This is a genomic window from Microbacterium sp. Z6_144 (assembly GCF_057197625.1).
This window is the reverse complement of the sequence record NZ_JBXVPT010000001.1, coordinates 2,056,823-2,078,997: the sequence shown is the minus strand read 5'-3', so window position 1 is coordinate 2,078,997 and position 22,175 is coordinate 2,056,823. Positions and strand designations below refer to the sequence as shown.

Here is a 22,175-nt window from a genome sequence, read left to right as displayed (position 1 = left end):
ATGGCTATCGCACGATTGACCGGAGGGCCGCTGGACGGCCAGGTTCTTCCCCTCGACGACGACAACGACGACGACACCCTGATCGTGCCCTACGGCGAGGGCCAGCTGGTCTACCGCCGCGAGGGCGAGTTCGAGAACACCGGCGATGACGACGGTCCTACGCGGGCGACCTACCGTTACGCCGAGGAGACCGAGGACATCAACCCGAATGAGGATGGACGCCTGGGGTGACCGAGGCCGCCGAGCCGCACCGCTCCGTCGAGGTCGAGCGCAAGTACGACGTCGATGCGCACACCGCGCTTCCGGACTGGTCGGCTCTGCCGGGGGTGGTGCGGGTCGGGGCACCGGAGGTACGCGAGCTGGACGCGCGCTACCTCGACACCCCTGACGCCGCGCTCGCGCGAGCCCACGTCGCGGTGCGGCGCCGATCCGGCGGCCCCGACGCGGGATGGCACGTGAAGGTGTCGGCCCCGGACGGCCGCCACGAATGGCAGTGGCCGCTGGATGACTCGGACGGCGACCCCGTTCCCCCCGAGGGGCTGATCGCCGCGATCGCGGCGTGGGCGGCGCCGCCGCTGGCCCCGCTGGCGCGCGTCCGCAACACGCGCACCGCGTACGCGCTGCGGGATGCGGACGGGGAACTCGTGGCGGAATTCGTCGACGACCGCGTCCGGGCGCTGGACGAACGAGCGGGCCGAGAGACCCGGTGGCGCGAGTGGGAGGTCGAACTCGGCCCCGCCGCCCCCGCCGATCGGGCCTGGCGCGACGCATTCTTCGTGGCCGTGGACGCCGCGGTCGCTGCCGCCGGCGGCCGCCCCGCCGCATCCGATTCGAAGCTCGCCCGCACGCTCGGCCACTGACCCGTCGAGTCGCCAACAAACGCGCGGTTTCGCCCGCAACCCGACGTTTTCCGGCGACTCGACTGCGTGTGAAACGCCACGGCGCCGCCCCCGGCTTCGGACGGGGCGGCGCCGCAGGTCTGCTGTCCGGTCGCGCGGAGAGCGGCGACCGGGCGCGTCAGATGTTGATCATGTGCCCGGCGAGGCCGTGGAACGCTTCCTGAAGCGCCTCCGACAGCGTCGGGTGGGTGTGGACGTTCCGGGCCAGTTCGACCGCGGTGAGGTCCCACTTCTGCGCCAGCGTCAGCTCGGGCAGAAGCTCGGAGACGTCGGGGCCGATGAGGTGACCGCCGAGGAGTTCGAGGTGCTCGGCGTCGGCGATGAGCTTGACGAACCCGACGGGCTCGCCCAGGCCGTTGGCCTTGCCGTTGGCGCTGAAGGGGAACTTCGCGACCTTGATCTCGTGGCCGGCATCCCGGGCCTGCTGCTCGGTGAGGCCGAACGACGCCACCTGCGGGGTGCAGAAGGTCGCCCGCGGCATCATCCGGTAGTCGCCCAGCGTCATGGTCTCGGCCTTGCCGATGGTCTCGGCCGCCACGACACCCTGCGCCTCGGCGACGTGCGCCAGCTGGAGCTTCGCGGTGACGTCACCGATCGCGTAGATGTGCGGCACGTTCGTGCGCATGTAGTCGTCGATGCCGATGGCGCCGCGCTCGGTGAGCTTCACGCCGGTGCTCTCCAGGCCGAAGCCCTCCACGCGCGGCGCGAAGCCGATCGACATGAGCACGCGGTCGGCCTCGATCGAGCCGGCGGCGCCGTCCTTGCCGGTGTAGGTGACGGTGACCTTGTCACCGGAGTCGACGACGGTCTCGACCTTGGTCGAGGTGAGGATGTCGACGCCATAACCCTTGTACTGCTTCTGGATCTCCTTGGAGACCTCGGCATCCTCGTTGGGGAGGGCCCGGTCGAGGAATTCGATGATCGTGACCTTGACGCCGTAGTTGGTCAGCACGTAGGCGAACTCCATGCCGATTGCGCCGGCGCCCACGATGACCATCGATTCGGGCAACTCGCGGTTGAGGATCTGCTCCTCGTACGTCACGACGTTCTCGCTGAGGGTCACACCGGGCAGGAGCCGGACGGTGGAGCCGGTGGCGATGATCGCGTTGTCGAAGGTGACGCGCTCGACTGCGCCGTCGGCCTTGGCCACATCGATCGAGTTCGCGTCGACGAAGGTGCCGCGGCCGTCGTACTCGGTGACCTTGTTCTTCTTCATCAGGTAGTGGATGCCCTTGACGTGGCCGTCCGCGACCTTGCGGCTGCGATCCCACGCCGCGCCGAAGTCGAACGTGACGTCTCCGGAGATGCCGAAGAGGTCGGCCTTCGCGTGGAAGGTGTGCGCCAGGTCGGCGTTGCGCAGAAGCGCCTTGGAGGGGATGCAGCCCACGTTGAGGCAGACACCGCCCCAGTACTTCTCTTCGATGACCGCGACCGAAAGGCCGAGCTGAGCACTGCGGACCGCCGCGACGTAACCGCCGGGACCCGCGCCAAGGATGACGACGTCGTAGTGAGGCATGACTCCCAGCCTATCGGTCGGCGGAGGGGTCGGAGACGGCTCGGTTGCGCCGTGGACGCACCACGAGGAGGTAGAGCACGAGGGCGATGACGAGCAGCAGGACGACCACCCCGATGATCCACGGCAGCGGAGCGGCGGCATCCTCGGCCGGGGCGTCAGCGGGCGTTGCCGACGGCTCCGGCGCGGCGCTGGGGGTCGCGGTCTCGCGCGGCTCCGCGGTGGCGGCGCTCTCGCTCGGCGAAGCGGTCGGCTCGGGCGAGCCGGTGACGGTGAAGGCGAACTCGCCGGAGATGGGATGGCCGTCGCCGGACACCACCCGCCACAGCACCTGGATGCTGCCGCTGGCCTCACCGGCGAGGGTCTGGGTGAGCGTGGTTCCGTCCACGACCGCGGGCCCCTCGCTCAGCGTCGCCCCCGCCGCATCCGTCACCTGCACCTCGTTCGCGTCCTCGCCGCCGAGCAGCTCGCCGCTGAAGGTGAGGGTCACGGTCTCGGGGAGGGCATCCACGGCGGCGTCGGCCCCGGGGTCGCTGGAGAGCAGCTCGTCGTGGGCGGCAGCGGGGGAGGCGAACGCCCCCAGCAGGACGACGGCCAGCACGGCAGCGGCCACGAGAGCGGCGGCGGGACGGATTCGGAGCTGCGCGGTGATCACGTTCCGAGCCTAACTGGGGCTTCTGCGCGACGGTCCGGCGCCCTACCATGACGGGCAGGCGGGCGGTCCTGCCCGCCGCCGGAGAACACGGAGGCGCGCAATGGATGCTCGGATGATGGACGTGATGTCGGCCGACGGGATGTCGATGCCCGGCATGGACACGATGGACATGGAGGTGCTGCAGGCGTGCCTGGACGCGTGTGCGGCGTGCGAGCAGGCGTGCACCGTGTGCGCGACGCAGATGCTCTCGTGTGCGCCGGCCTGCATGAACTGCGCGGACATGTGCAACACGATGATGCGCACGCTGCTGCGGATGCAGGGCACCACTCCGGCGGCGATGATGGCGATGCTCGACGCATGCATCGCGATGTGCCAGGTGTGCGAGGAGGAGTGCCTCGAGCACGCCCCGCATCACGTGGTGTGCGACATGTGCGCTCAGGCGTGCCGCGCCTGCATCGACGCGTGCATGGCGCTCAGGGACTCGATGATGGCCGCGGCCTGACCGCGCCCCCGCGGGCGCTCAGCCGAGCCGTGCGACGTTCAGGCGCCGCCCGCGGGTCGCGAGCACCGCATAACGGGAGTGCAGCGTCACGGGCTCCCCGACGGTGAGGCCGAGCGGTGCGGCGTGCCACACGGTGAAAGGCGTGCCGTCGGCCACCGCCCGCAGCTCCACCTCACCGGCGCCGGCATCGACGGCGGCCACCAGCGCGTCGACCCACTCCGACGGCGTCGCCGCCGCCAGGCGCGCCTGGATGAGGTGCAGCGCGTGCCCGGGAGCGAACGAGGAGCACGCATCACCGGCCACGCACCTGCACGCCGCCCGCTCCCTCACCTCGAGGGGCGGGCGGCGGGGGGACGGGCTCGACACGGCGGACTCCTTGTCAGTAGGTTCGAAGTCCCGCCAGGCTAGGCGGAGACGACACACGGCGCTCCCGACGCCGTTACACAGCGCAACACTCCCTCTCGCCCGCCCTGGGGACGGACCTGGTGACACCCGGGCGATCGGATAGTGTGGACGCGGAAGGAGGACTCGTGGACGAAACACGTCGACCCGAGCCGGGCGAGATCCGGCGTGACGCCGATGACGGTACGCCGCAAGCGCGCTCACATGACACCACGCAGACCTTCGGCCACGACGCCGATCTGTCCTTCGTGCCGTTCGGAAGCGAACTCAACGAAGCCGAGGTCGAGGCGATCGGCGCCCTGCCTTCGGGCGCCGCGCTGCTGATCGTCCGTTCCGGGCCGACCGCGGGTGCGCGCTACCTGCTCGACACCGATGTGACCACGGTGGGGCGCCACCCCGAGGCCGACATCTTCTTCGACGACGTGACCGTGTCGCGCCGCCACGCCGAGATCATCCGCGAGACGCCGCGTTTCGACATCGTCGATCAACGGTCCCTGAACGGCACCTACGTGAACGGGGAACGGGTCGACCGCACCGCGCTGACCAACGGCGCCGAGGTGCGGATCGGAAAATTCCGGCTCACCTTCTTCGTCTCGCCGGCGGATCTCCCGCTGGTCGCCGACGCCTGATGCCCGCCGCCTCTGCCCGCGGTCGATCCTCTTCGTCCGCGGGACTTCTCAGCATCGGTCAGGTCCTCGCCCGGCTGACGCCGGAGTTTCCCTCCCTCACTTCCAGCAAACTGCGTTTCCTCGAGGTTCAGGGCATCGTCACGCCCACGCGGACCGACTCCGGGTACCGCAAATTCTGCGCGGACGACCTCGATCGGCTCCGGCTGGCACTGACCCTGCAGCGCGATCACTACCTGCCCCTGAACGTCATCCGCGACTACCTCGGCGAGCTCGATGCTGGGCGCGACCCGTCACCGCCCAACGCGGTCCCCTCGATCGTGCCGGCGGCGCGTCGCTATCGGCGCCCCGAGCTGCTGGCCGCTGCCGGTGCGGCTCCGCAGCTGCTCAATGACGCGATCAGCACGGGTGTGATCGCCGCGGCGGAGTCCTACACCGACCAGACCGTGGCCTTGCTGCGCGCGCTGGTGGCGCTGGACCGGCATGGGATCGAGCCGCGCCATCTGCGTTCACTGCGCCAGAGCGCCGAGCGCGAGGCCGCGCTCATCGAGTCGGCGCTGGCGACGCTGATGCGGCGGACGGATGCCGCGTCGCGCGCCCGTGCGAGCGAGCTGGCGCCCGAGCTCGCCAAGCGCCTGGAGGACGTCCGAGCCGTCTTCGTGCGCGACGCCATCGAACGCATCATGTCGTGATCGCTCGACACGCCGCGCCGGGGATGTCGTTGCCCGGGACCCCTCGCTCATCTAGCGTGGAGCTATCCAATTCGGTGAGGAGGTTTCCGGCATGACCGCTGATGAAGCTGTCGGCGAACCTCGGTTCGTCTCGGATCTTCTCTTCACCGATGGGTTGCCCGCGATGGATGACGAGGTCGGCTACCGCGGCGCCGTCGCCGCTCGGGCCGCGGGGATCACGTATCGCCAGCTCGACTACTGGGCCCGCACCGAGCTCGTCGAGCCCACCGTGCGCGGTGCGACCGGGTCCGGATCCCAGCGGCTGTACGGCTTCCGCGACATCCTGGTTCTCAAGCTCGTCAAGCGGCTGCTGGACACCGGCATCTCCCTGCAGCAGATCCGCACCGCCGTGGATCAGCTCCGTGCCGCCGGCATCCGCGACCTCGCCGGGACGACCCTCATGAGCGATGGCGCATCGGTCTACCTGTGCACCTCCAACGACGAGGTGATCGACCTGGTCAGCCGCGGTCAGGGCGTCTTCGGCATCGCCGTGGGCAAGGTGCTCCGCGAGGTCGAGTCCACGCTCGTGGAGTTCGACGCGACCGTACCCGACCCGGTCGACGAGCTCGCCGCTCGTCGGGTCAAGCGCAGCGCCTAGGCTCCCGGAACCGTCCCGGATTCCCGATCTCCCGGGATTGGGGAACGTCCGACGTGCATCTGTCCGGAGTCGGGCGGAGGGGACTGATCGGAGTGCGCCGCGGCGATCAGACGCTGGCGGCGTCGCCGGGAACCGGGATGCGGCCGGTGCGCATCACGCGGTCCAGTAGCGCATCGAAGTCCGCGGCCAGCTCCTGGGCCGAGTCGCCGGGCCATACGTGGAGGGGCTTGGCGGCGCCCTGCGCCTGCTGCAGCGACGTGCGCTCGGGCAGCTGCGGGTTCAGGACGAGCGGGCCGAACATGTCGCGCAGCTCCTTGATACGGAACTGGTGCTCGATCGACTGGGGACGCACGCGGTTGACGACCACCCCGAGCGGCTGGAGACGGGGGGACAGGCCGCGGCGGATCTCCTCGATCGCGCGCAGCGCGCGGTCGGCGGCGGCGACCGAGAACAATCCGGGTTCGGTGACGACGATGACCCGGTCGCTCGCGGCCCACGCGGTACGCGTGAGGGCGTTCAGCGACGGAGCGCAGTCGATGAGGACGAGGTCGTAGTCGGCCTCGATCGTGGCGAGGGCCTCTTCCAGCTTCCAGACGTCGCGCACACTCGGATGTGGGCCGTCGAAGTTGATCGCGGACGGGCTGCCGATGAGCACGTCGATCGTGCCGGGGTGCACCTTCGCCCAGCCGCTGCTGGTGATGGCCTGACGCACCACCTTCTCCCGGGGATTGGCGAGGACATCCGCGACGTTCAAACGCCCCGCTACCTGGATGTCCATCCCCGTGGAAACGTCCGATTGCGGGTCGAGATCGACGACGAGGGTGCGCACGCCGCGCGCGAAAGCCGCGGAGGCAAGCCCGAGTGTGACGGTGGTCTTGCCTACGCCGCCCTTGAGGGAGCTGACGGAGAGTACGTGCACAATCGTCTACGTTACCGTCCCATAAGCTGTGAGCACATTCCGGCCACCACCACCGTGAGGTGCGCATGTTCAAGAAGATCCTGGTCGCCAACCGCGGCGAGATCGCCATCCGTGCTTTTCGAGCCGCGTACGAGGTCGGCGCCCGAACGGTCGCCGTCTATCCCTATGAGGATCGCTTCTCGCTGCACCGGCTGAAGGCGGATGAGGCCTACCAGATCGGCGAACGGGGCCACCCGGTCCGGGCGTACCTCGATGTGGACGAGATCATCCGCGTCGCCCGCGAAAGCGGTGCGGACGCGATCTACCCCGGGTACGGCTTCCTCTCGGAGAACCCCGACCTCGCCGAGCGCGCGGCGGCCAACGGCATCGCCTTCATCGGCCCGCCCGCCCCTGTGCTGGAGATGGCCGGCAACAAGGTCACCGCCAAGGAGCACGCCACCTCCGCGGGGGTCCCGGTCCTCCGCTCCACGGGCGCCTCCGACGACGTCGACGCGCTGGTGGCACAGGCCGAGGACATCGGCTTCCCGTTGTTCGCCAAGGCGGTCGCCGGCGGCGGCGGGCGCGGCATGCGGCGCGTCGAGTCCCGGGGAGAGCTCGCCCCCGCACTGGCGGAGGCCATGCGCGAAGCGCAGAGCGCCTTCGGCGACGCGCGGATGTTCTTGGAGCAGGCCGTGCAGCGGCCCCGTCACATCGAGGTGCAGATCCTCGCCGACCGCACCGGGCACACCGTGCACCTGTTCGAGCGCGACTGCTCGCTGCAGCGGCGTCATCAGAAGGTCATCGAGATCGCGCCGGCACCCAACCTGTCCGACGACATCCGCACCGCCCTGCACCGCTACGCGGTCGCGTTCGCCGAATCGATCGGCTACCAGAACGCCGGCACGGTGGAATTCCTCCTGGAGACGGCCGGTCCCCGCACCGGCGAGGTCGTCTTCATCGAGATGAACCCCCGCATCCAGGTGGAGCACACCGTCACCGAAGAGGTCACCGACGTCGACCTCGTCCAGTCGCAGATGCGCATCGCCGCGGGGGAGACGCTCGACGAGCTGCACCTCGCCCAGAACGAGATCCGACTGCGGGGCGCCGCGCTGCAGTGCCGGCTCACCACGGAAGACCCCTCGCACGGGTTCCGTCCCGACACCGGCAAGATCACGACGTACCGCTCGCCCGGCGGCGCCGGCATCCGGCTGGACGGCGGGACGACGGCGGCCGGTTCGCAGATCAGCCCGCACTTCGACTCGATGCTGGCCAAGCTGACCTGCCGCGGACGTGACTTCCCCGCGGCCGTCGCGCGCGCCCGGCGGGCACTGGCGGAGTTCCGCATCCGCGGGGTCTCGACCAACATCCCGTTCCTGCAGGCGGTGCTGGATGACCCCGCCTTCCTCGCCGGCGATGTGAGCACGTCGTTCATCGACGAGCGCCCGGAACTGCTGCGCGGCCGGGAGTCGAAGGACCGGGGCACGAAGATCCTCAGCTGGCTCGTCGACGCCACGGTGAACCGCCCGAACGGGGAGAACCCGGTGACGGTGAACCCGAGGCTCAAGCTCCCCGCGCTCGACCTTCTGACACCCGCGCCGGCCGGTTCCCGCCAGCGCCTGGACGAGCTCGGCCCCGCCGGGTTCGCGCGGGCGCTGCGAGAGCAGACGGCCCTCGCCGTCACCGAGACGACGTTCCGCGACGCGCACCAGTCGTTGCTGGCCACGCGGGTGCGCACGAAGGACCTGGTCACCGTCGCCCCGTACGTGGCACGGCTCACGCCGCAGCTTCTGTCGGTGGAGGCGTGGGGCGGAGCCACCTACGACGTCGCGCTGCGATTCCTCGCCGAAGACCCGTGGGAGCGCCTCGATGCGCTGCGCACCGCTCTGCCGAACATCGCCGTCCAGATGCTCCTGCGCGGCCGCAACACCGTCGGGTACACGCCGTACCCGACCGAGGTGACCGACGCCTTCGTGGCCGAGGCATCCGCCAGCGGCATCGACATCTTCCGCATCTTCGACGCGCTCAACGACGTGTCGCAGATGCGTCCGGCCATCGACGCCGTGCTCGCGACGGGGCGTTCGGTCGCGGAGGTGGCCGTCTGCTACACCGGCGACCTGCTCGACCCGGACGAGACGCTGTACACGCTGGACTACTACCTGCGTCTGGCCGAGCAGATCGTGGATGCCGGCGCCCACGTGCTGGCGATCAAAGACATGGCGGGGCTGCTCCGGCCGGCCGCGGCGACGCGGCTGGTCGCGGCGCTGCGCGACCGGTTCGATCTGCCCGTCCACGTCCACACCCACGACACCGCGGGCGGGCAGCTCGCCACGCTCCTGGCCGCCTCGGCGGCGGGCGCGGATGCGGTGGATGCGGCGTCCGCGCCGATGTCGGGGACGACGAGCCAGCCGTCCCTGTCCGCGCTGGTCGCCGCGCTCGCGCACACCGAGCGCGACACCGGGCTCGATCTTCGCGCCGTGTCGGATCTGGAGCCGTACTGGGAGGCCGTCCGGCACCTCTACCGCCCGTTCGAGTCGGGCCTTCCCGGCCCCACCGGGCGGGTGTACCGGCACGAGATCCCGGGCGGGCAGCTTTCCAACCTCCGCCAGCAGGCCATCGCGCTCGGTCTCGCCGACGACTTCGAGCTGATCGAAGACATGTACGCGGCCGCCAACGACATCCTCGGCCGCGTCCCGAAGGTCACGCCGTCGTCGAAGGTCGTGGGAGACCTCGCCCTCCACCTCGCCGCCGTCAAGGCCGATCCGGCCGACTTCGCCGCCCACCCGGAGAAGTACGACGTCCCCGACTCGGTCGTGGGCTTCATGGCGGGGGAGCTCGGCGACCTTCCCGGCGGCTGGCCGGAGCCGTTCCGGACGAAGGTCCTCGCCGGTCGCGACGTGAAGATCGGCGTGACGCCACTGACCGAGGAGGATGCCGGGGAGCTGGCGGCGGATTCGCCCAGGCGACGCGACCGACTCAACCGGCTGCTTTTCCCCGCGCCGACCCAGGCGTACGCCGAGGCCCGGGAGAACTACGGCGATCTCAGCGCTCTCGACACGGCCGATTACCTCTACGGCCTCATGCCCGGCGCCGAGCACGTGGTGGAGATCGAGCGCGGGGTGCAGCTGTTCGTAGGCCTCGAGGCGATCGGGGAAGCCGACGACAAGGGCATGCGCACGGTCATGACGACGCTGAACGGCCAGCTGCGACCGGTCTTCGTCCGCGATCGATCGATCGCGGTGGAGACCCGCGCGGCGGAGCGCGCGGACACCTCCAAGCCCGGTCAGGTCGCAGCCCCCTTCTCCGGGGTCGTGACGGTCAAGACGGCCGTCGGCGACACCGTGGCAGCGGGACAGCCGGTCGCCTCGATCGAGGCGATGAAGATGGAGGCCGCCATCACCAGCCCCCTGGACGGCGTCGTGGAGCGGCTTGTCATCGACTCGACCCGGCATGTGGACGCGGGGGACCTTTTGGTCGTCATCCGCCCCTCGCAGTAACCTGGGGGGATGGGCGCGGCGCGCCCGACCCCGTTTGGAGACCTGCTGTGACGCCCGATCGACACGACGAGACGCCCGACGAAGAGACCGAGCACGGCATGCTGACCGATGCCGGCAGCCTCGACACGGCCGGCATCGGCATCCTCGGAGCCCGTACGGCGCGCGTGAGCCTGTCTCTTCCGGTCGACGATGACAACCTCGCCGAGGACGAAGCGGTCGACGACGTCGCGGTCGAGGAGATCGCGACCGGCGACATCATCCTCGAGCACGCCCCCGAGTCGTACACGCCGACCGGCGACATCCACGACGCCGACGAGGTCATCGACGAGCCCGCCGCGGACGAGGAATCCACGTCGCCCGCCGCGGGCATGCCGGCTGAGACGGCGCCCACCGGTTCCGACACCACTGCGGTGCCCGTGGCGCGCGCGACCGGCTCGATCCCGGTGGGCGACCCCGTTCCGCTGACCGGGGTCGTCCCCTCCAGCCGCCGAGCCGCTCATCACTCCGACGAGCACGGTCGCGGTGAGCGCGCGCACGCTGTCGAGCGGGTCCACCCCCCGCAACCCGAACTGGATCTCGCGTCCAAGCGCCTGGGCGAGTTCGACGCGAGCCGGGAGACCCCCGACCTACTGACGGCCGACCGGCTGCTCGACCGCGGTCAGATCAGCGGTGCGGAGCCGGAGGGGCTGTGGCAGCAGCTGGTGTACTCCCTCTCCCGCCACCGCATCAACCTCGGCGACAGCCGCAAGGCCCGTGCACGCAAGCAGCTGGATGTGCGCATCAGCGCGCCGCTGCCGGGCGGAGCGCGCTTCGTCCCGGTGCTCTCGCGCAAGGGCGGGGTGGGCAAGACGACCATCACGACGCTCCTCGGCATGGCGCTGGCGTCGGCGCGGGATGACCGCGTCATCGCCATCGATGCGAACCCCGATCGCGGGACGCTCGCCGACCGCATCGGAGGCGCCCGCGGGCGCACCGTGCGAGACCTGGCCCGCGTGCGCGGCGAGGTCACGGGCTTCAACGACATCTCCACGATCGTCGCGCGTGACACCACGCGCCTGGATGTCCTGGCCTCCGATTCCGACCCGCGGGTGTCCGAGGCCTTCAGCGACCGCGACTACCACGACGTGGCCGCCGTCGCCGCCCACTACTATTCGATCGTCCTGACCGACACCGGCACCGGCATCGTGCACTCGGTCATGGGCGCCACCCTCGAGATGGCCGATGAACTCGTCATCGTCGCGGGGCTGAGCGTGGACGAGGCGCGGCTCGCGTCCGAGACCCTCACGTGGCTGGAGACCAACGGATACTCCGACCAGGTGCGCAGCGCCGTGGTGGTGCTCAACAGCGCTCGACCCGGCCCCCCGCTCGTGAACGAGGACGAGCTCGAGGCGCACTTCCGCACGCGCGTGCGCTCCGTGGTGCGGATGCCGTACGACCCGTTGATCGGCTCGGGCAGCCACATCACGTTCCGCGACCTTCAGCCCGGCACCCGGCAGGCCGCGCGCCGGCTGGCCGCCGCGGTCGTCGAAGGCTTGCGCGACCCCGGTCAGGCCGCGTGAGGCGATGACTGTCCGCAGCATCCGCCTCTTCGGCGACCCCGTCCTCCGCGCGCCCAGCGCCCTCATCACCGACATCGACGACGGCGTCCGCGCGCTCGTCCGCGATCTCCTGGACACCGTGGAGCCTCCGGGCCGCGCGGGGGTCGCCGCGCCACAGATCGGCGTCGGCTTGCGGGCCTTCAGCTACAACATCGATGGTGACATCGGCTACGTCCTGAACCCCGTGCTCGTCGAGACCGACGGCGACCTCGTGCCGACGGCGGAGGGGTGCCTCTCCATCCCCGGCGTGTGGCACGATGCTCCGCGCCATCCGTACGCGAAGGTCGTCGGGATGGACCTCGACGGCGAGGAGCTGATCCTCGAGGGGGAGGGGCTCATGGCCCAGGCCCTCCAGCACGAGACCGACCACCTCGACGGGATGCTGTTCGTCCAGCGTCTGCCGGCCGACGTGCGTCGCCAGGCGATGCGCGAGATCCGCGAGAGCGCCTGGTTCTGACCCGCCCCACACGCGAGAAACCACATCTCGGGCGAGACACCCCGCGACGCGGGGTTTCTCGACCCGGATGTGGTTTCTCGCGGCGGGCGCGGGATGCGTCAGGGGAGCGTGACGTTGCTCGTGGTCACCGGCGCGGCGTAGATCTCCTCGACCTCGGCGGCGAAGTCGGTCATGATGACGCTCCGCTTGATGCTGAGCTTGGGCGTGAGGTGACCGCTCGCCTCGGTCCACTCGATCGGGAGGATCGTGAACTTCCGGATCGACTCGGCCCGGGACACGTGGGCGTTGGCCTCGTCGATGGCACGCTGGACGGTCGCGTGGACCGCCTCGTGGCGCGCGGCGTCGGCGAGCGTCATGTCCGCTGAGAGCCCGTTGTTGGCCAGCCATGCCGGGAGCATCTCGGAGTCGAGCGTGATCAGCGCCGAGATGAAGGGCTTCTGGTCGCCGACCACCACGACCTGCCCGATGATCGGGTTGGCGCGGATGGGATCCTCCAGCGCCGCCGGCGCGACGTTCTTCCCGCCGGCGGTGACGAGGATCTCCTTCTTCCGCCCGGTGATGGTGAGGAAGCCCTCGCCGTCGAACGCGCCGATATCGCCGGTCTTGAACCAGTCACCGTCGAACGCCGCGGCCGTCGCCTCGGGATTGCGCCAGTACTCCTTGAAGACGTTGATCCCGCGCACCTCGATCTCGCCGTCGTCGGCGAGGCGGACGCCCACCCCGGGCACCGCCGGTCCGACCGAGCCGATCTTGGACTTGGTCGGGAGGTTCACCGTCGCGGGGGCGGTGGTCTCGGTGAGGCCGTAGCCCTCCAGGATCACCACGCCCAGGCTGTGGAAGAAGTGGCCGAGACGCTCGCCCAACGGTGCCGAACCCGACACGGCGTACTGCACGCGCCCGCCCATGGCGGCACGCAGCTTCGAGTACACCAGGCGATCGAAGAGCCGGAACCGGAGCGTCAGGCCGAGCGGAACCTTCTTGCCCTCCTGCAGGAGCTTGGAGTGCTCCACGGCCACATGCGCCGCGGACCGGAAGATCTTGCCCCGGCCGCCGGCCTCGGCCTTCTGCTCGGCGGAGTTGTACACCTTCTCGAACACTCGTGGCACCGCGAGGAGGAACGTCGGCTTGAACGATCCGAGCGCGGGGAGCAACTGCTTGGTGTCGGGCTGATGCCCCACCTTCACCCCCGCGTGAACGGAAAGGATCGAGATGAAGCGCGCGAACACGTGCGCGGTCGTGATGAACAGCAGGGTGGAGGCGCCGGGCGCCACGACCTCATGGAGTGCCTTGGCGGCGTTCCGCGAGAGCTCGACGAAGTTGCTGTGGGTCAGCACGCACCCCTTCGGGCGACCGGTGGACCCCGACGTATAGATCAACGTCGCGATGTCGTCGCCCTGGGCGAGGCTGCGGCGGCGCTGGATCTCGGCCTCATCGACGGATGCGCCGGCCCTGCTGAGCTTGTCGAGATCGCCCAGGTGCATCCCCCACACGTCGCGGACGAGCGGCAGGTCGGCGCGCACCTCGTCCAGTCGTGCGGAATGGTCGGGGGATTCCACGATGACGGCGATGGCCCCCGAATCCGACAGCATCCAGTGGATCTGCGCGGGCGAGCTCGTCTCGTAGACGGGCACCATCACGGCCCCCGCGTAGAAGAGCGCGAAGTCCACCAGCGTCCAGTCGTACGTGGTGCGGGCGAGGAAGGCGACCTTGTCGCCGGGCTGGATTCCGGCGGCGACGAAACCCTTCGCGAGGTCGATCACCTGGCGCTGGAACTCCGCCGCGGTCACGTCACGCCAACCAGGGCCGTCCGGAACCGCGAAAAGCGGGCGGTCGGGCGTGCCGGCGGCGCGCTCGGCGAGCAGGTCTGAGATGTTCGCACTCGGGTCGGCGGGCACGACCACAGGGACATCGAATTGAATCACGGCAACTCCTTCGGTACCGGGAAGAACAGCCTTCCGATACTTGAGTGTATCGGGACGCGGGGACCCTTCGTGGGTACCTGCCGCGTGACTAGACTTTCAGGCGCCGTCGTCGGTCGTCGGCGGGGAGGGAGCACGGTGCTCAACGTCGGGATCGACATCGGCGGGACGAAGATCGCCGGGGCCGTCGTCGACGCCGCGGGCGGCGTCATCGAGAAGCTCCGTGTGGACACCCCGGTGGATGTGGATGCGCTGGTGGACGCCGTCGTCGCGATGGCCGACGCCTTGCGCTCGCGCCACGACGTCTCCGCGATCGGCGTGGCAGCCGCCGGGTTCATCGACCGCACCCGTGCCACGGTCATCCACGCCCCGAACATCGCCTGGCGGAACGAGCCGCTGCGCGCCGTACTGGAGGCGCGGCTGGGCACGCGCGTCTCGATCGAGAACGACGCCAATGCCGCCGGATGGGGCGAGTTCCGCTTCGGGGCCGCGCGGGGGCGATCGGACATGGTGATGCTCACGATGGGCACGGGCGTCGGCGGGGCGGTCGTGGCGGAAGGAAAGCTGTACCGCGGAGGGCACGGCATTGGCGGCGAGCTCGGCCACATCCGGTTCGCCCGCAACGGACTCCCGTGCGGCTGCGGACAGAACGGATGCCTCGAGCAGTATGCGTCCGGGCGGGCGCTCCAGCGGGAGGCGTCGTCGCTGGCGACTCAGGGCGGGATCGGGCAGGCCCTGGCGGACGCACGGGACGTGGACGGCACCATCCACGGGTCGGAGATCTCGCGTCTCGTGCTGGCCGGCGACCCCGGTGCGCTGGAAGCGCTCCGCCGGGTGGCCACCGCCCTGGGGGAGGCGTGCGGCGGGTTCCAGGCCGTGCTCGACCCCGAGGTGTTCGTCATCGGCGGGGGAGTCGCCCAGCTGGGCGATGTGCTCCTCGAGCCGGTGCGGATCGCCTACGAGACATCGCTCCCCGGATTCGGCGACCGCCCGGTCGCGGAGTTCGCGGTGGCGCAATTGGGCAACGACGCCGGGGTCATCGGTGTCGCCGATCTCGCGGGCAGGGACGGCTGAGCATGTTCTATTGGCTGATGAAGTACGTCGTGATCGGGCCGTTCCTCAAGGCGGTCTTCCGCCCCTGGATCGTGGGTCGCCGCAACGTCCCCACCGAGGGCGCGGCCATCCTCGCCAGCAACCACCTGTCCTTCGCCGACTCGGTCTTCCTCCCCCTCATGATCGACCGCCGGATGGCGTTCCTGGCCAAGAGCGACTACTTCACCGGCAAAGGCATCAAAGGCTGGGCGACGCGCGGGTTCCTCAAGGCCACCGGTCAGATCCCGATCGACCGCACCGGCGGCAAGGCCTCCGAGGCGTCTTTGAACACGGGCCTGCGCGTCCTCGGCCGCGGCGAGCTCCTGGGCATCTACCCCGAGGGCACGCGGAGCCCCGACGGCAAGCTCTACCGCGGGCGTACCGGGATCGCCCGGATGGCGCTGGAAGCCCATGTCCCCGTGGTGCCGGTGGTCATGGTCGACACCGACACGATCCAGCCGATCGGCACGCGCATCCCGCGGATCGGACGCGTGGGGGTCGTCATCGGAGAGCCCCTGGACTTCTCGCGCTTCGCCGGCATGGAAAGCGACCGCTACATCCTGCGGTCGGTCACCGACGAGATCACGGTGGCACTCCAGCGGCTGGGCGAGCAGGAGTACGAGGACGTCTACGCCTCCACGGTCAAGGACCGCCTCCTGGCGTCCCGCGGGAGCACCGGGGACTCCCCGCGCCGATAGACTTCGAGGATGCTTCAGCACCTCGACGGCCTCGATCACTGGCGCACTCTGCCCATCAAGCAGCAGCCCCAGTGGTATGACGCCGATGCGGTGGCCGCGGCATCCGCGGAGATCGCGAGCCTACCCCCGCTGGTGTTCGCCGGTGAGGTCGATCTGCTGCGCGAACGCCTCGCCCGGGCCGCGTCCGGAGAGGCTTTCCTCCTCCAGGGCGGTGACTGCGCCGAGACGTTCGCCGGTGCGACGGCCGATGAGATCCGCAACCGGGTCAAGACGCTTCTGCAGATGGCCGTCGTGCTGACCTACGGCGCCTCGATGCCGATCGTGAAGATGGGCCGCATGGCGGGACAGTTCGCCAAGCCCCGCTCGAGCGACACCGAGACGCGCGGAGACGTGACGCTGCCGGCGTACCGCGGAGACATCGTCAACGGGTACGACTTCACGGAGGAATCCCGTAAAGCCGACCCCGCACGCCTGTTGAAGGGCTACCACACCGCCGCGTCGACCCTGAACCTCGTCCGCGCCTTCACCCAGGGAGGCTTCGCCGACCTCCGCGAAGTGCACAGCTGGAACAGGGGCTTCGCCTCCAACCCCGCGAACCAGCGGTACGAGCGACTGGCGTCGGAGATCGACCGCGCCATGAAGTTCATGGAGGCCGCCGGCGCCGACTTCGACGAGCTGCGGCGCGTGGAGTTCTACACCGGCCATGAGGGCCTGCTGATGGACTACGAGCGGCCCATGACGCGGATCGATTCGCGCACCGGGACGCCCTACAACACCTCGGCGCACTTCGTCTGGATCGGGGAGCGCACGCGTGACCTCGACGGAGCGCACGTGGATTACTTCTCCCGCATCCGCAACCCCATCGGCGTCAAGCTCGGCCCCAGCACGACGCCGGAGACCGCGCTGGCGCTCATCGACAAGCTCGACCCCGAGCGCGAGCCCGGGCGTCTGACGTTCATCACGCGCATGGGCGCCGGACAGATCCGGGACGCGCTTCCGCCGCTCCTGGAGGCCGTGAAGGCTTCCGGCGCGACCCCGCTGTGGGTGACCGACCCGATGCACGGCAACGGCATCACGACGCCGACCGGCTACAAGACGCGCCGCTTCGACGACGTGGTGGACGAGGTGCGCGGGTTCTTCGAGGCGCACCGCGCCGTGGGGACCTTCCCCGGCGGCATCCACGTCGAACTCACCGGCGACGACGTGACGGAGTGCCTGGGCGGCTCGGAGCGGATCGACGAGGCCACCCTGGCGACCCGCTACGAGAGCCTGTGCGACCCGCGCCTGAACCACATGCAGAGCCTCGAGCTCGCCTTCCTGGTCGCCGAGGAGCTCGAAAGGCTCTGACGACACCGCGGAGCCCGTGCGCGCCGCGGACAGCTCCCGCGGCCCGGCCGAGGTCAACCGGTGGCGAAGACCCGCACCGCGGTGCCGGGGCGGTGGGATGTCCCGGCCTCGGGGTCGGTGCGGTTGACGGTGAAGATGCCCCACACCAGTTCGGGGAGGGCCGTGCCGGGCTCGAAGCCGGCGCGGCGCAGCGTGTTCATCGCATCCGCGACCGTGCTGCCCACCACGTCGGGCACCTCGATCGGGCGAGGACCCTCCGACACGAGCAGCGTCACGGCGTCGCCGGGGCGCCAGTTGCCGCCCTCCTCGCGATCCAGGATGCCGATGACATCCCCCTCGGCGATCGAGTTGCTGTAGTCCGACGGGCGGTCGCCGGAGACCTCGAGGCCGACGTCGGTCAACCGCTCCGTGGCACGGTCGACGCTGACACCGGAGACGTCGGGCACCGGGCCGAGGGACACCAGCAGCGACATCGTGTCGCCCTCGTGGGCCTCGCATCCCTGTGAGCAGTCGGCGGGTTCGCCGGCCCGGGGGGTCAACGTCGCGCCGATGACGGACCCCGCGGGCGCATCGGTGAATTCGGCCTGATCCGGTTCGCTCACGACGAGATTGACGCCGGTGAGGATGCCGCGGGCCTGCTCGGCCGTCATCCCGGACACCGGCTCCACCGTCTGCGGCCGCGGTCCGAGGGAGACCAGCACGGTCACGCTCGTCTCGCGGTCGACGCGGGAGCCGGCCGGCGGGTCGGTGGTGACGACCGTGCCGGCGGGGACCTCGAGGTTGTAGACGCCCTCCTCGACGGCGACGAGCGTGTCTTCGGCCAGCCGGGCCTGCGCGTCGGCGAAGGTCCCGTCCGAGACGTCCGTGACGACCACGAGGGACCCGGGGCCCGAACCGAACCACCATCCCGCGCCGCCGGCGAGCCCGGCCAGCAGAAGCACGAGCACGAACAGCCATCCGCCCTTCGCCGACCGGCGCTTCGTCCGCGCACGCAGGCGCGCGCCGTTGTCGGATTCTTCCACCGCCGTCGGTGCGCTGACGACGGTGTGCGGCAGCACCTTGGTGAGCTCGCGGGAATCCACCTCATCCTCGGTCGCCGTGGTCCCGACCGCGACGGCGCGGGCGACCTGGGGCGCGACGCCGAGCTCGCGCTCGATCTCGCGGAGGCGGGCGAGCATGACGCCGGCGTCGAGCGGACGATCGTCGGGCACCTTCTCGGTGGCCCACAGGACGAGCTCGTCGAGCTGCTCGGGGACGCCGGGGTTCTTCACGCTCGGCCGGGGCACGGAGTCCGTCGCGTGCTGGAAGGCGATCTGCATCGGCTGCTCGCCCTTGTAGGGCTGCTCGCCGGTGAGCATCTCGTAGAGCATGATGCCGAGCGAATAGATGTCGCTGCGGGCGTCGGCTGTGCCGCGGGTGACGAGCTCGGGGGCGAGGTAGGCGATCGTGCCCATGAGCATCTGGCCGGAGGCGGTGTTGGCCGTGGTTGCTCGTGCGAGGCCGAAGTCGCCGATCTTGATCCGGCCGTCCTCGGCGAGGAGGACGTTCTCGGGCTTGACGTCGCGGTGGACGATCCCGGCGCGGTGGGCCGCTGCCAGGCCCGAGAGCACCGCATCCATGATCGTCACCGTCTGCGGAACGGTGAGCCGGCGGTGCTCGCGCATGAGCTCGCGCAGCGTGATGCCGGGCAGGTATTCCATGACGAGGTAGGCCATGTCGCCGTCCTGGCCCTGGTCGAACACGTTCACCACGTGCGGGTCGGCCAGGCGCGCGGCGGAGCGGGCCTCCTGGATGAAGCGGCTCTGGAACACGGCGTCGTCGCTGAGGTGCCCGTGCATGACCTTGAGCGCGATCCGGCGCTCCAGGCGGAGGTCGGTCGCGACGTACACGGTCGCCATCCCGCCCCGCGCGATGCGCGCGCGAACCCGGTATCGGCCGTCGACGAGACGTCCGATCAGCGGGTCGGCCTGAGTCGTGCTCACGGGGAGAGTCTACGGAGGAGGCTGTGCGAGCCCCGGGAGCGCCTCACCGGCGTTACCCAGTCGTTCCCGGCGGATTCCCGGCGTCAGCCCAGCGCGGCCAGCCACACCGTGGCCGGCTGCTCCCACTGGGCATATCGGTCGGGGAATGCGGAGATCTGAACGGCTTGCGCTGCGTCGGCGTAGGCCATCGTCTCCCACCCGGGGATGTCCAGGAGCCCGCGGGTGTTGCCGCCGTTGGGGTCGCCGGCCCCGCCGAAGAACGCACGGGTGGATCGGACGGGGTCGAGGATCTCGGCGGCCGTTCCCCATCCGGTGCTCGGGCGCTGCTGGAAGAGCCCGAGCGAGTCGCGGTCTCCCCCGTCGAGGTTGCGCAACCACGACTCCTGCATCGCGGTGCCCAGGGCGATGACGATGCCCCGGTCGGACACCCCGACCTCGCGCCCGACGCGGATGATCGTCTGGGCGTTGGCGGTCTGCTCCGCGTCGAGCCCGGCGGCAGGGGCAGCAGGCGTGGATGACGCGGCCGGCGCAGCGGAGAGGACCGGTGCCGGGAGCGCCAGGGTCTGCCCGGGGTAGATGATCGATGCCCGCGTCAGGCCGTTGGCATCGAGGACCGCCTGCGTGCTCACCCCGTGGGCGGAGGCGATCGCACTCACCGTGTCACCCGCTCGCACCGTGTGCGCGGCGCTGGGTGCGGCGGGCGCGGGGGCGGCCGCCGCCGGGGCCGCCGGGGCGGCGGCGGAAGCGGCCAGTCGCAGCACCTGACCGGGGTAGATGATCGACGACCAGCTCAGGCCGTTCGACCTGAGCACGTCGCCGGTGCGGAGCCCGTGGCGGCCGGCAATGCTGCTGATGGTGTCGCCGGCCTGGACGACGTACTCGGCCGGCGCTGACAGTGCCAGCGGGGCGGCGTGCGCGGCCCTGGCCTTTCCCGTGGGGGCGGTGACAGGGCCGGGGGAGTCGCCCGAACGCGCGGGCTCCGGCGCGGACGGCGGCGCGACCGCGTGCGCGGATTCGGGAGTGAGCGCGAGCGCGATGGACCCGGCCAGTGCCAGCGGCAGACCGGAGGCCAACGAGCGGACGCGGGGGATTCGCCCGGAATGTCGCATGGGATGCTCCGTTTCTCGACTGCGGTCACGCTGTCACGGATGTGTTAATGATGTCAACCACTGTGACTGCTGTGAAAACTGTGACACCGCGAGCGCGGACGCCGCGTGAATGAGACGCAGGAAACCGCGCGCGGAGCGGAGAAAGCGGAGGACGGCGCGGACGGGGTGAGATAGTGAAATGGTGACCGGTACCCCCCTCGAAACCACGTGGCTGACCCTCCCCGAACTCGTCGACGCGCTGGGCGAACCACTGGGCCGCGTCCGGCGGCTCATCGACGAGCACCACCTCATCGCTTCTCGCCGTGAGGGGCCGATCAAGGTCCCGGCGCTGTTCCTCGTCGACGGTCAGCCACTGTCGTCCCTGCGCGGGACGGCGATCGTGCTGCATGACGCAGGTTTCAGCGACGACGAGGCCATCGACTGGCTGCTGACGCCGGAGGAGTCGATCGGTGTCGCGCCCCTGGAGGCGCTTCGCGCGGGGCGCAAGGCTGAGGTGCGACGGGTCGCCCAGACCCTCGCCTGAGTCCGCAGCAGGTCAGGACGAGCGCGTCGTGGCCGCGCGTGCCAGTTCGCGCAACTCGCCGACGGCGGCGTTGTCCAGGTGCGCGCCCGACAGCGCCCGATCCGCCTCGCGGGCGAAGGTGGCGATCAGGTCCTCGGTGCGCTGAAGGGCACCCGTCTCGGCGATGGTGCGCTGCAGCGAGGCGATCTGTCCCTCGTCCAGCCCGCGGTCGCCCAGAAGCTCATCGAACACCTGACGCGCGCCCGGCGAGAGCGCCTCCCGCGCGTAGGCGACGAGCACCGTGCGCTTGCCCTCCCGCAGGTCGTCCCCCGAGGGCTTGCCGGTGACGGAGGCGTCACCGAACACCCCCAGCACGTCGTCCCGCAGCTGGAACGCCATGCCGACCGGATGCCCGAACGCCGACAGCGCGGCATCCTGCGCGGCATCGGCGCCGGCCAGGGCCGCCCCGATCAACAGGGGCTGCTGGATGCTGTAGCGCGCCGACTTCAGCGACGCCACCCGCAGAGCGCGGTCGGCGTGCGCGACATCCGGCTGGCTCGTGAAGGCCGACTCCTCGGCCACATCGAGGAACTGCCCGACCGTGACGTCGCGGCGCATCCGCGCGTACGCCGCACGGGTGGCGGCGGCGCGTCCGGGCGGGAGGGAGGCGATCGCCTCCTCGAGCAGATCGTCGCTCCACGCCACGAGGAGGTCGCCCAGGAGGATGGCACCCGAACGGCCGAACGAGGCGGCGTCGCCGTGCCACTGCCGGCTCGCGTGCGCGGCCTCGAGACCGCGGTGCGCGGAGGGACGGCCGCGGCGGGTGTCGGAGTTGTCGATGAGGTCGTCGTGCACCAGTGCGGCGGCGTGGAAGATCTCGAGGGCGGCGGCCGCGCCGATGGCGGCGGCCGGGACGGGGTCGCCGTGCCGCGGGAAGGCGACGGCGCGCCATCCGGTGAGACAGAAGCGGGCGCGAAGTCGCTTGCCGCCTTCCACCGCGTGGGCGGCGGCCTCGATGAGGAGAAGGGCTTCGTCGCCGAGGTCGCCGGCCTCGGCCCGTCGATCCGCGATGAAGGTGCTCAGACGCTGGGAAACAGCCTCGATGGGATCCGGGGAGGGCGACACGGGCCTAGCCTAGTAACTCACCGCGCGC

General features: G+C 70.6%; 21 protein-coding genes. 13 read left to right on the top strand and 8 right to left on the bottom strand.

Annotation, left to right across the window (positions count from 1 at the left end; translation table 11 throughout):
- Together AC2DGY_RS10165 and AC2DGY_RS10160 are read left to right on the top strand one after the other, a co-directional pair.
- The gene (locus AC2DGY_RS10165; protein WP_484509573.1) at window positions 1-231 is read left to right on the top strand and encodes a response regulator; all 231 of its coding nucleotides are present in this window, start codon (window positions 1-3) and stop codon (window positions 229-231) included.
- Window positions 228-860, top strand: a complete 633-nt coding sequence (locus tag AC2DGY_RS10160) for a CYTH domain-containing protein (RefSeq protein WP_484509572.1) — start codon at window positions 228-230, stop codon at window positions 858-860. The genes AC2DGY_RS10165 and AC2DGY_RS10160 overlap by 4 nt, the downstream gene beginning before the upstream one ends.
- Window positions 861-1,017: 157 nt before the next feature.
- On the opposite strand, the gene lpdA is transcribed toward AC2DGY_RS10160, so the two are convergent.
- Together lpdA and AC2DGY_RS10150 are read right to left on the bottom strand one after the other, a co-directional pair.
- Window positions 1,018-2,415, bottom strand: coding sequence for a dihydrolipoyl dehydrogenase (gene lpdA, locus AC2DGY_RS10155; protein ID WP_484509571.1), 1,398 nt, complete (start codon window positions 2,413-2,415; stop codon window positions 1,018-1,020).
- Between the two features lie 10 nt (window positions 2,416-2,425).
- Window positions 2,426-3,067, bottom strand: coding sequence for a copper resistance CopC family protein (locus tag AC2DGY_RS10150; RefSeq protein ID WP_484509570.1), 642 nt, complete (start codon window positions 3,065-3,067; stop codon window positions 2,426-2,428).
- A 100-nt stretch (window positions 3,068-3,167) separates the two neighbouring features.
- Here AC2DGY_RS10150 and AC2DGY_RS10145 point away from each other — a divergent pair, with 100 nt between their 5' ends.
- On the top strand, window positions 3,168-3,569 hold the full coding sequence (locus AC2DGY_RS10145; protein ID WP_484509569.1) for a four-helix bundle copper-binding protein: 402 nt from the start codon (window positions 3,168-3,170) through the stop codon (window positions 3,567-3,569).
- Window positions 3,570-3,587: 18 nt separating this feature from the next.
- On the opposite strand, the gene AC2DGY_RS10140 is transcribed toward AC2DGY_RS10145, so the two are convergent.
- On the bottom strand, window positions 3,588-3,935 hold the full coding sequence (locus tag AC2DGY_RS10140; protein WP_484509568.1) for a hypothetical protein: 348 nt from the start codon (window positions 3,933-3,935) through the stop codon (window positions 3,588-3,590).
- A gap of 164 nt (window positions 3,936-4,099) precedes the next feature.
- Here AC2DGY_RS10140 and AC2DGY_RS10135 point away from each other — a divergent pair, with 164 nt between their 5' ends.
- The 3 genes from AC2DGY_RS10135 to AC2DGY_RS10125 all read left to right on the top strand — a co-directional run bounded on the left by AC2DGY_RS10135 (window position 4,100) and on the right by AC2DGY_RS10125 (window position 5,926).
- Window positions 4,100-4,600 carry an FHA domain-containing protein gene (locus AC2DGY_RS10135; RefSeq protein ID WP_484509567.1) on the top strand — a complete coding sequence of 167 codons (501 nt, stop codon included), beginning with the start codon at window positions 4,100-4,102 and terminating at the stop codon, window positions 4,598-4,600.
- Window positions 4,600-5,289, top strand: a complete 690-nt coding sequence (ftsR, locus tag AC2DGY_RS10130) for a transcriptional regulator FtsR (protein WP_484509566.1) — start codon at window positions 4,600-4,602, stop codon at window positions 5,287-5,289. Before AC2DGY_RS10135 ends, ftsR begins: the two co-directional genes overlap by 1 nt.
- Window positions 5,290-5,380: 91 nt before the next feature.
- Window positions 5,381-5,926 (top strand): MerR family transcriptional regulator, encoded by a 546-nt coding sequence (locus AC2DGY_RS10125; RefSeq protein ID WP_484509565.1) that lies wholly within the window; start codon window positions 5,381-5,383, stop codon window positions 5,924-5,926.
- Window positions 5,927-6,032: 106 nt separating this feature from the next.
- Here the strand turns inward: AC2DGY_RS10125 and AC2DGY_RS10120 are convergent, their stop codons facing one another.
- On the bottom strand, window positions 6,033-6,845 hold the full coding sequence (locus tag AC2DGY_RS10120; protein WP_484509564.1) for a ParA family protein: 813 nt from the start codon (window positions 6,843-6,845) through the stop codon (window positions 6,033-6,035).
- A 65-nt stretch (window positions 6,846-6,910) separates the two neighbouring features.
- Between AC2DGY_RS10120 and AC2DGY_RS10115 the strand changes: the two genes are divergently transcribed.
- Genes AC2DGY_RS10115 through AC2DGY_RS10105 form a run of 3 tightly spaced genes read left to right on the top strand, consistent with a single transcriptional unit; the run spans window position 6,911 to window position 12,373 of the window.
- On the top strand, window positions 6,911-10,318 hold the full coding sequence (locus AC2DGY_RS10115; RefSeq protein ID WP_484509563.1) for a pyruvate carboxylase: 3,408 nt from the start codon (window positions 6,911-6,913) through the stop codon (window positions 10,316-10,318).
- Window positions 10,319-10,365: 47 nt separating this feature from the next.
- Window positions 10,366-11,877 (top strand): MinD/ParA family ATP-binding protein, encoded by a 1,512-nt coding sequence (locus tag AC2DGY_RS10110; RefSeq protein ID WP_484509562.1) that lies wholly within the window; start codon window positions 10,366-10,368, stop codon window positions 11,875-11,877.
- Between the two features lie 4 nt (window positions 11,878-11,881).
- Complete coding sequence (locus AC2DGY_RS10105) at window positions 11,882-12,373, top strand: peptide deformylase (protein WP_484509561.1); 492 nt, start codon at window positions 11,882-11,884, stop codon at window positions 12,371-12,373.
- A 98-nt stretch (window positions 12,374-12,471) separates the two neighbouring features.
- Here AC2DGY_RS10105 and AC2DGY_RS10100 read toward each other — a convergent pair whose 3' ends face one another.
- Entirely contained in the window at window positions 12,472-14,295 is a 1,824-nt protein-coding gene (locus AC2DGY_RS10100) for an AMP-dependent synthetase/ligase (RefSeq protein WP_484509560.1), read from the bottom strand.
- Window positions 14,296-14,430: 135 nt separating this feature from the next.
- Between AC2DGY_RS10100 and AC2DGY_RS10095 the strand changes: the two genes are divergently transcribed.
- From AC2DGY_RS10095 to AC2DGY_RS10085, 3 genes are read left to right on the top strand one after another with little or no spacing between them, the layout of a single operon-like run.
- The gene (locus AC2DGY_RS10095; protein ID WP_484510000.1) at window positions 14,431-15,366 is read left to right on the top strand and encodes an ROK family glucokinase; all 936 of its coding nucleotides are present in this window, start codon (window positions 14,431-14,433) and stop codon (window positions 15,364-15,366) included.
- 2 nt (window positions 15,367-15,368) lie between these two features.
- Complete coding sequence (locus tag AC2DGY_RS10090; RefSeq protein ID WP_484509559.1) at window positions 15,369-16,082, top strand: lysophospholipid acyltransferase family protein; 714 nt, start codon at window positions 15,369-15,371, stop codon at window positions 16,080-16,082.
- A 9-nt stretch (window positions 16,083-16,091) separates the two neighbouring features.
- The gene (locus tag AC2DGY_RS10085) at window positions 16,092-17,429 is read left to right on the top strand and encodes a class II 3-deoxy-7-phosphoheptulonate synthase (protein ID WP_484509558.1); all 1,338 of its coding nucleotides are present in this window, start codon (window positions 16,092-16,094) and stop codon (window positions 17,427-17,429) included.
- A gap of 53 nt (window positions 17,430-17,482) precedes the next feature.
- Here AC2DGY_RS10085 and pknB read toward each other — a convergent pair whose 3' ends face one another.
- Window positions 17,483-19,411, bottom strand: coding sequence for a Stk1 family PASTA domain-containing Ser/Thr kinase (gene pknB, locus AC2DGY_RS10080; RefSeq protein ID WP_484509557.1), 1,929 nt, complete (start codon window positions 19,409-19,411; stop codon window positions 17,483-17,485).
- An 83-nt stretch (window positions 19,412-19,494) separates the two neighbouring features.
- Window positions 19,495-20,520 carry a LysM peptidoglycan-binding domain-containing protein gene (locus AC2DGY_RS10075; protein ID WP_484509556.1) on the bottom strand — a complete coding sequence of 342 codons (1,026 nt, stop codon included), beginning with the start codon at window positions 20,518-20,520 and terminating at the stop codon, window positions 19,495-19,497.
- Window positions 20,521-20,698: 178 nt separating this feature from the next.
- Here AC2DGY_RS10075 and AC2DGY_RS10070 point away from each other — a divergent pair, with 178 nt between their 5' ends.
- Window positions 20,699-21,043 carry an Rv2175c family DNA-binding protein gene (locus AC2DGY_RS10070; RefSeq protein WP_484509555.1) on the top strand — a complete coding sequence of 115 codons (345 nt, stop codon included), beginning with the start codon at window positions 20,699-20,701 and terminating at the stop codon, window positions 21,041-21,043.
- A 12-nt stretch (window positions 21,044-21,055) separates the two neighbouring features.
- On the opposite strand, the gene AC2DGY_RS10065 is transcribed toward AC2DGY_RS10070, so the two are convergent.
- Window positions 21,056-22,147: a polyprenyl synthetase family protein gene (locus AC2DGY_RS10065; RefSeq protein WP_484509554.1), complete on the bottom strand. Its 1,092-nt coding sequence runs from the start codon at window positions 22,145-22,147 to the stop codon at window positions 21,056-21,058.
- Window positions 22,148-22,175: the final 28 nt, after the last annotated feature.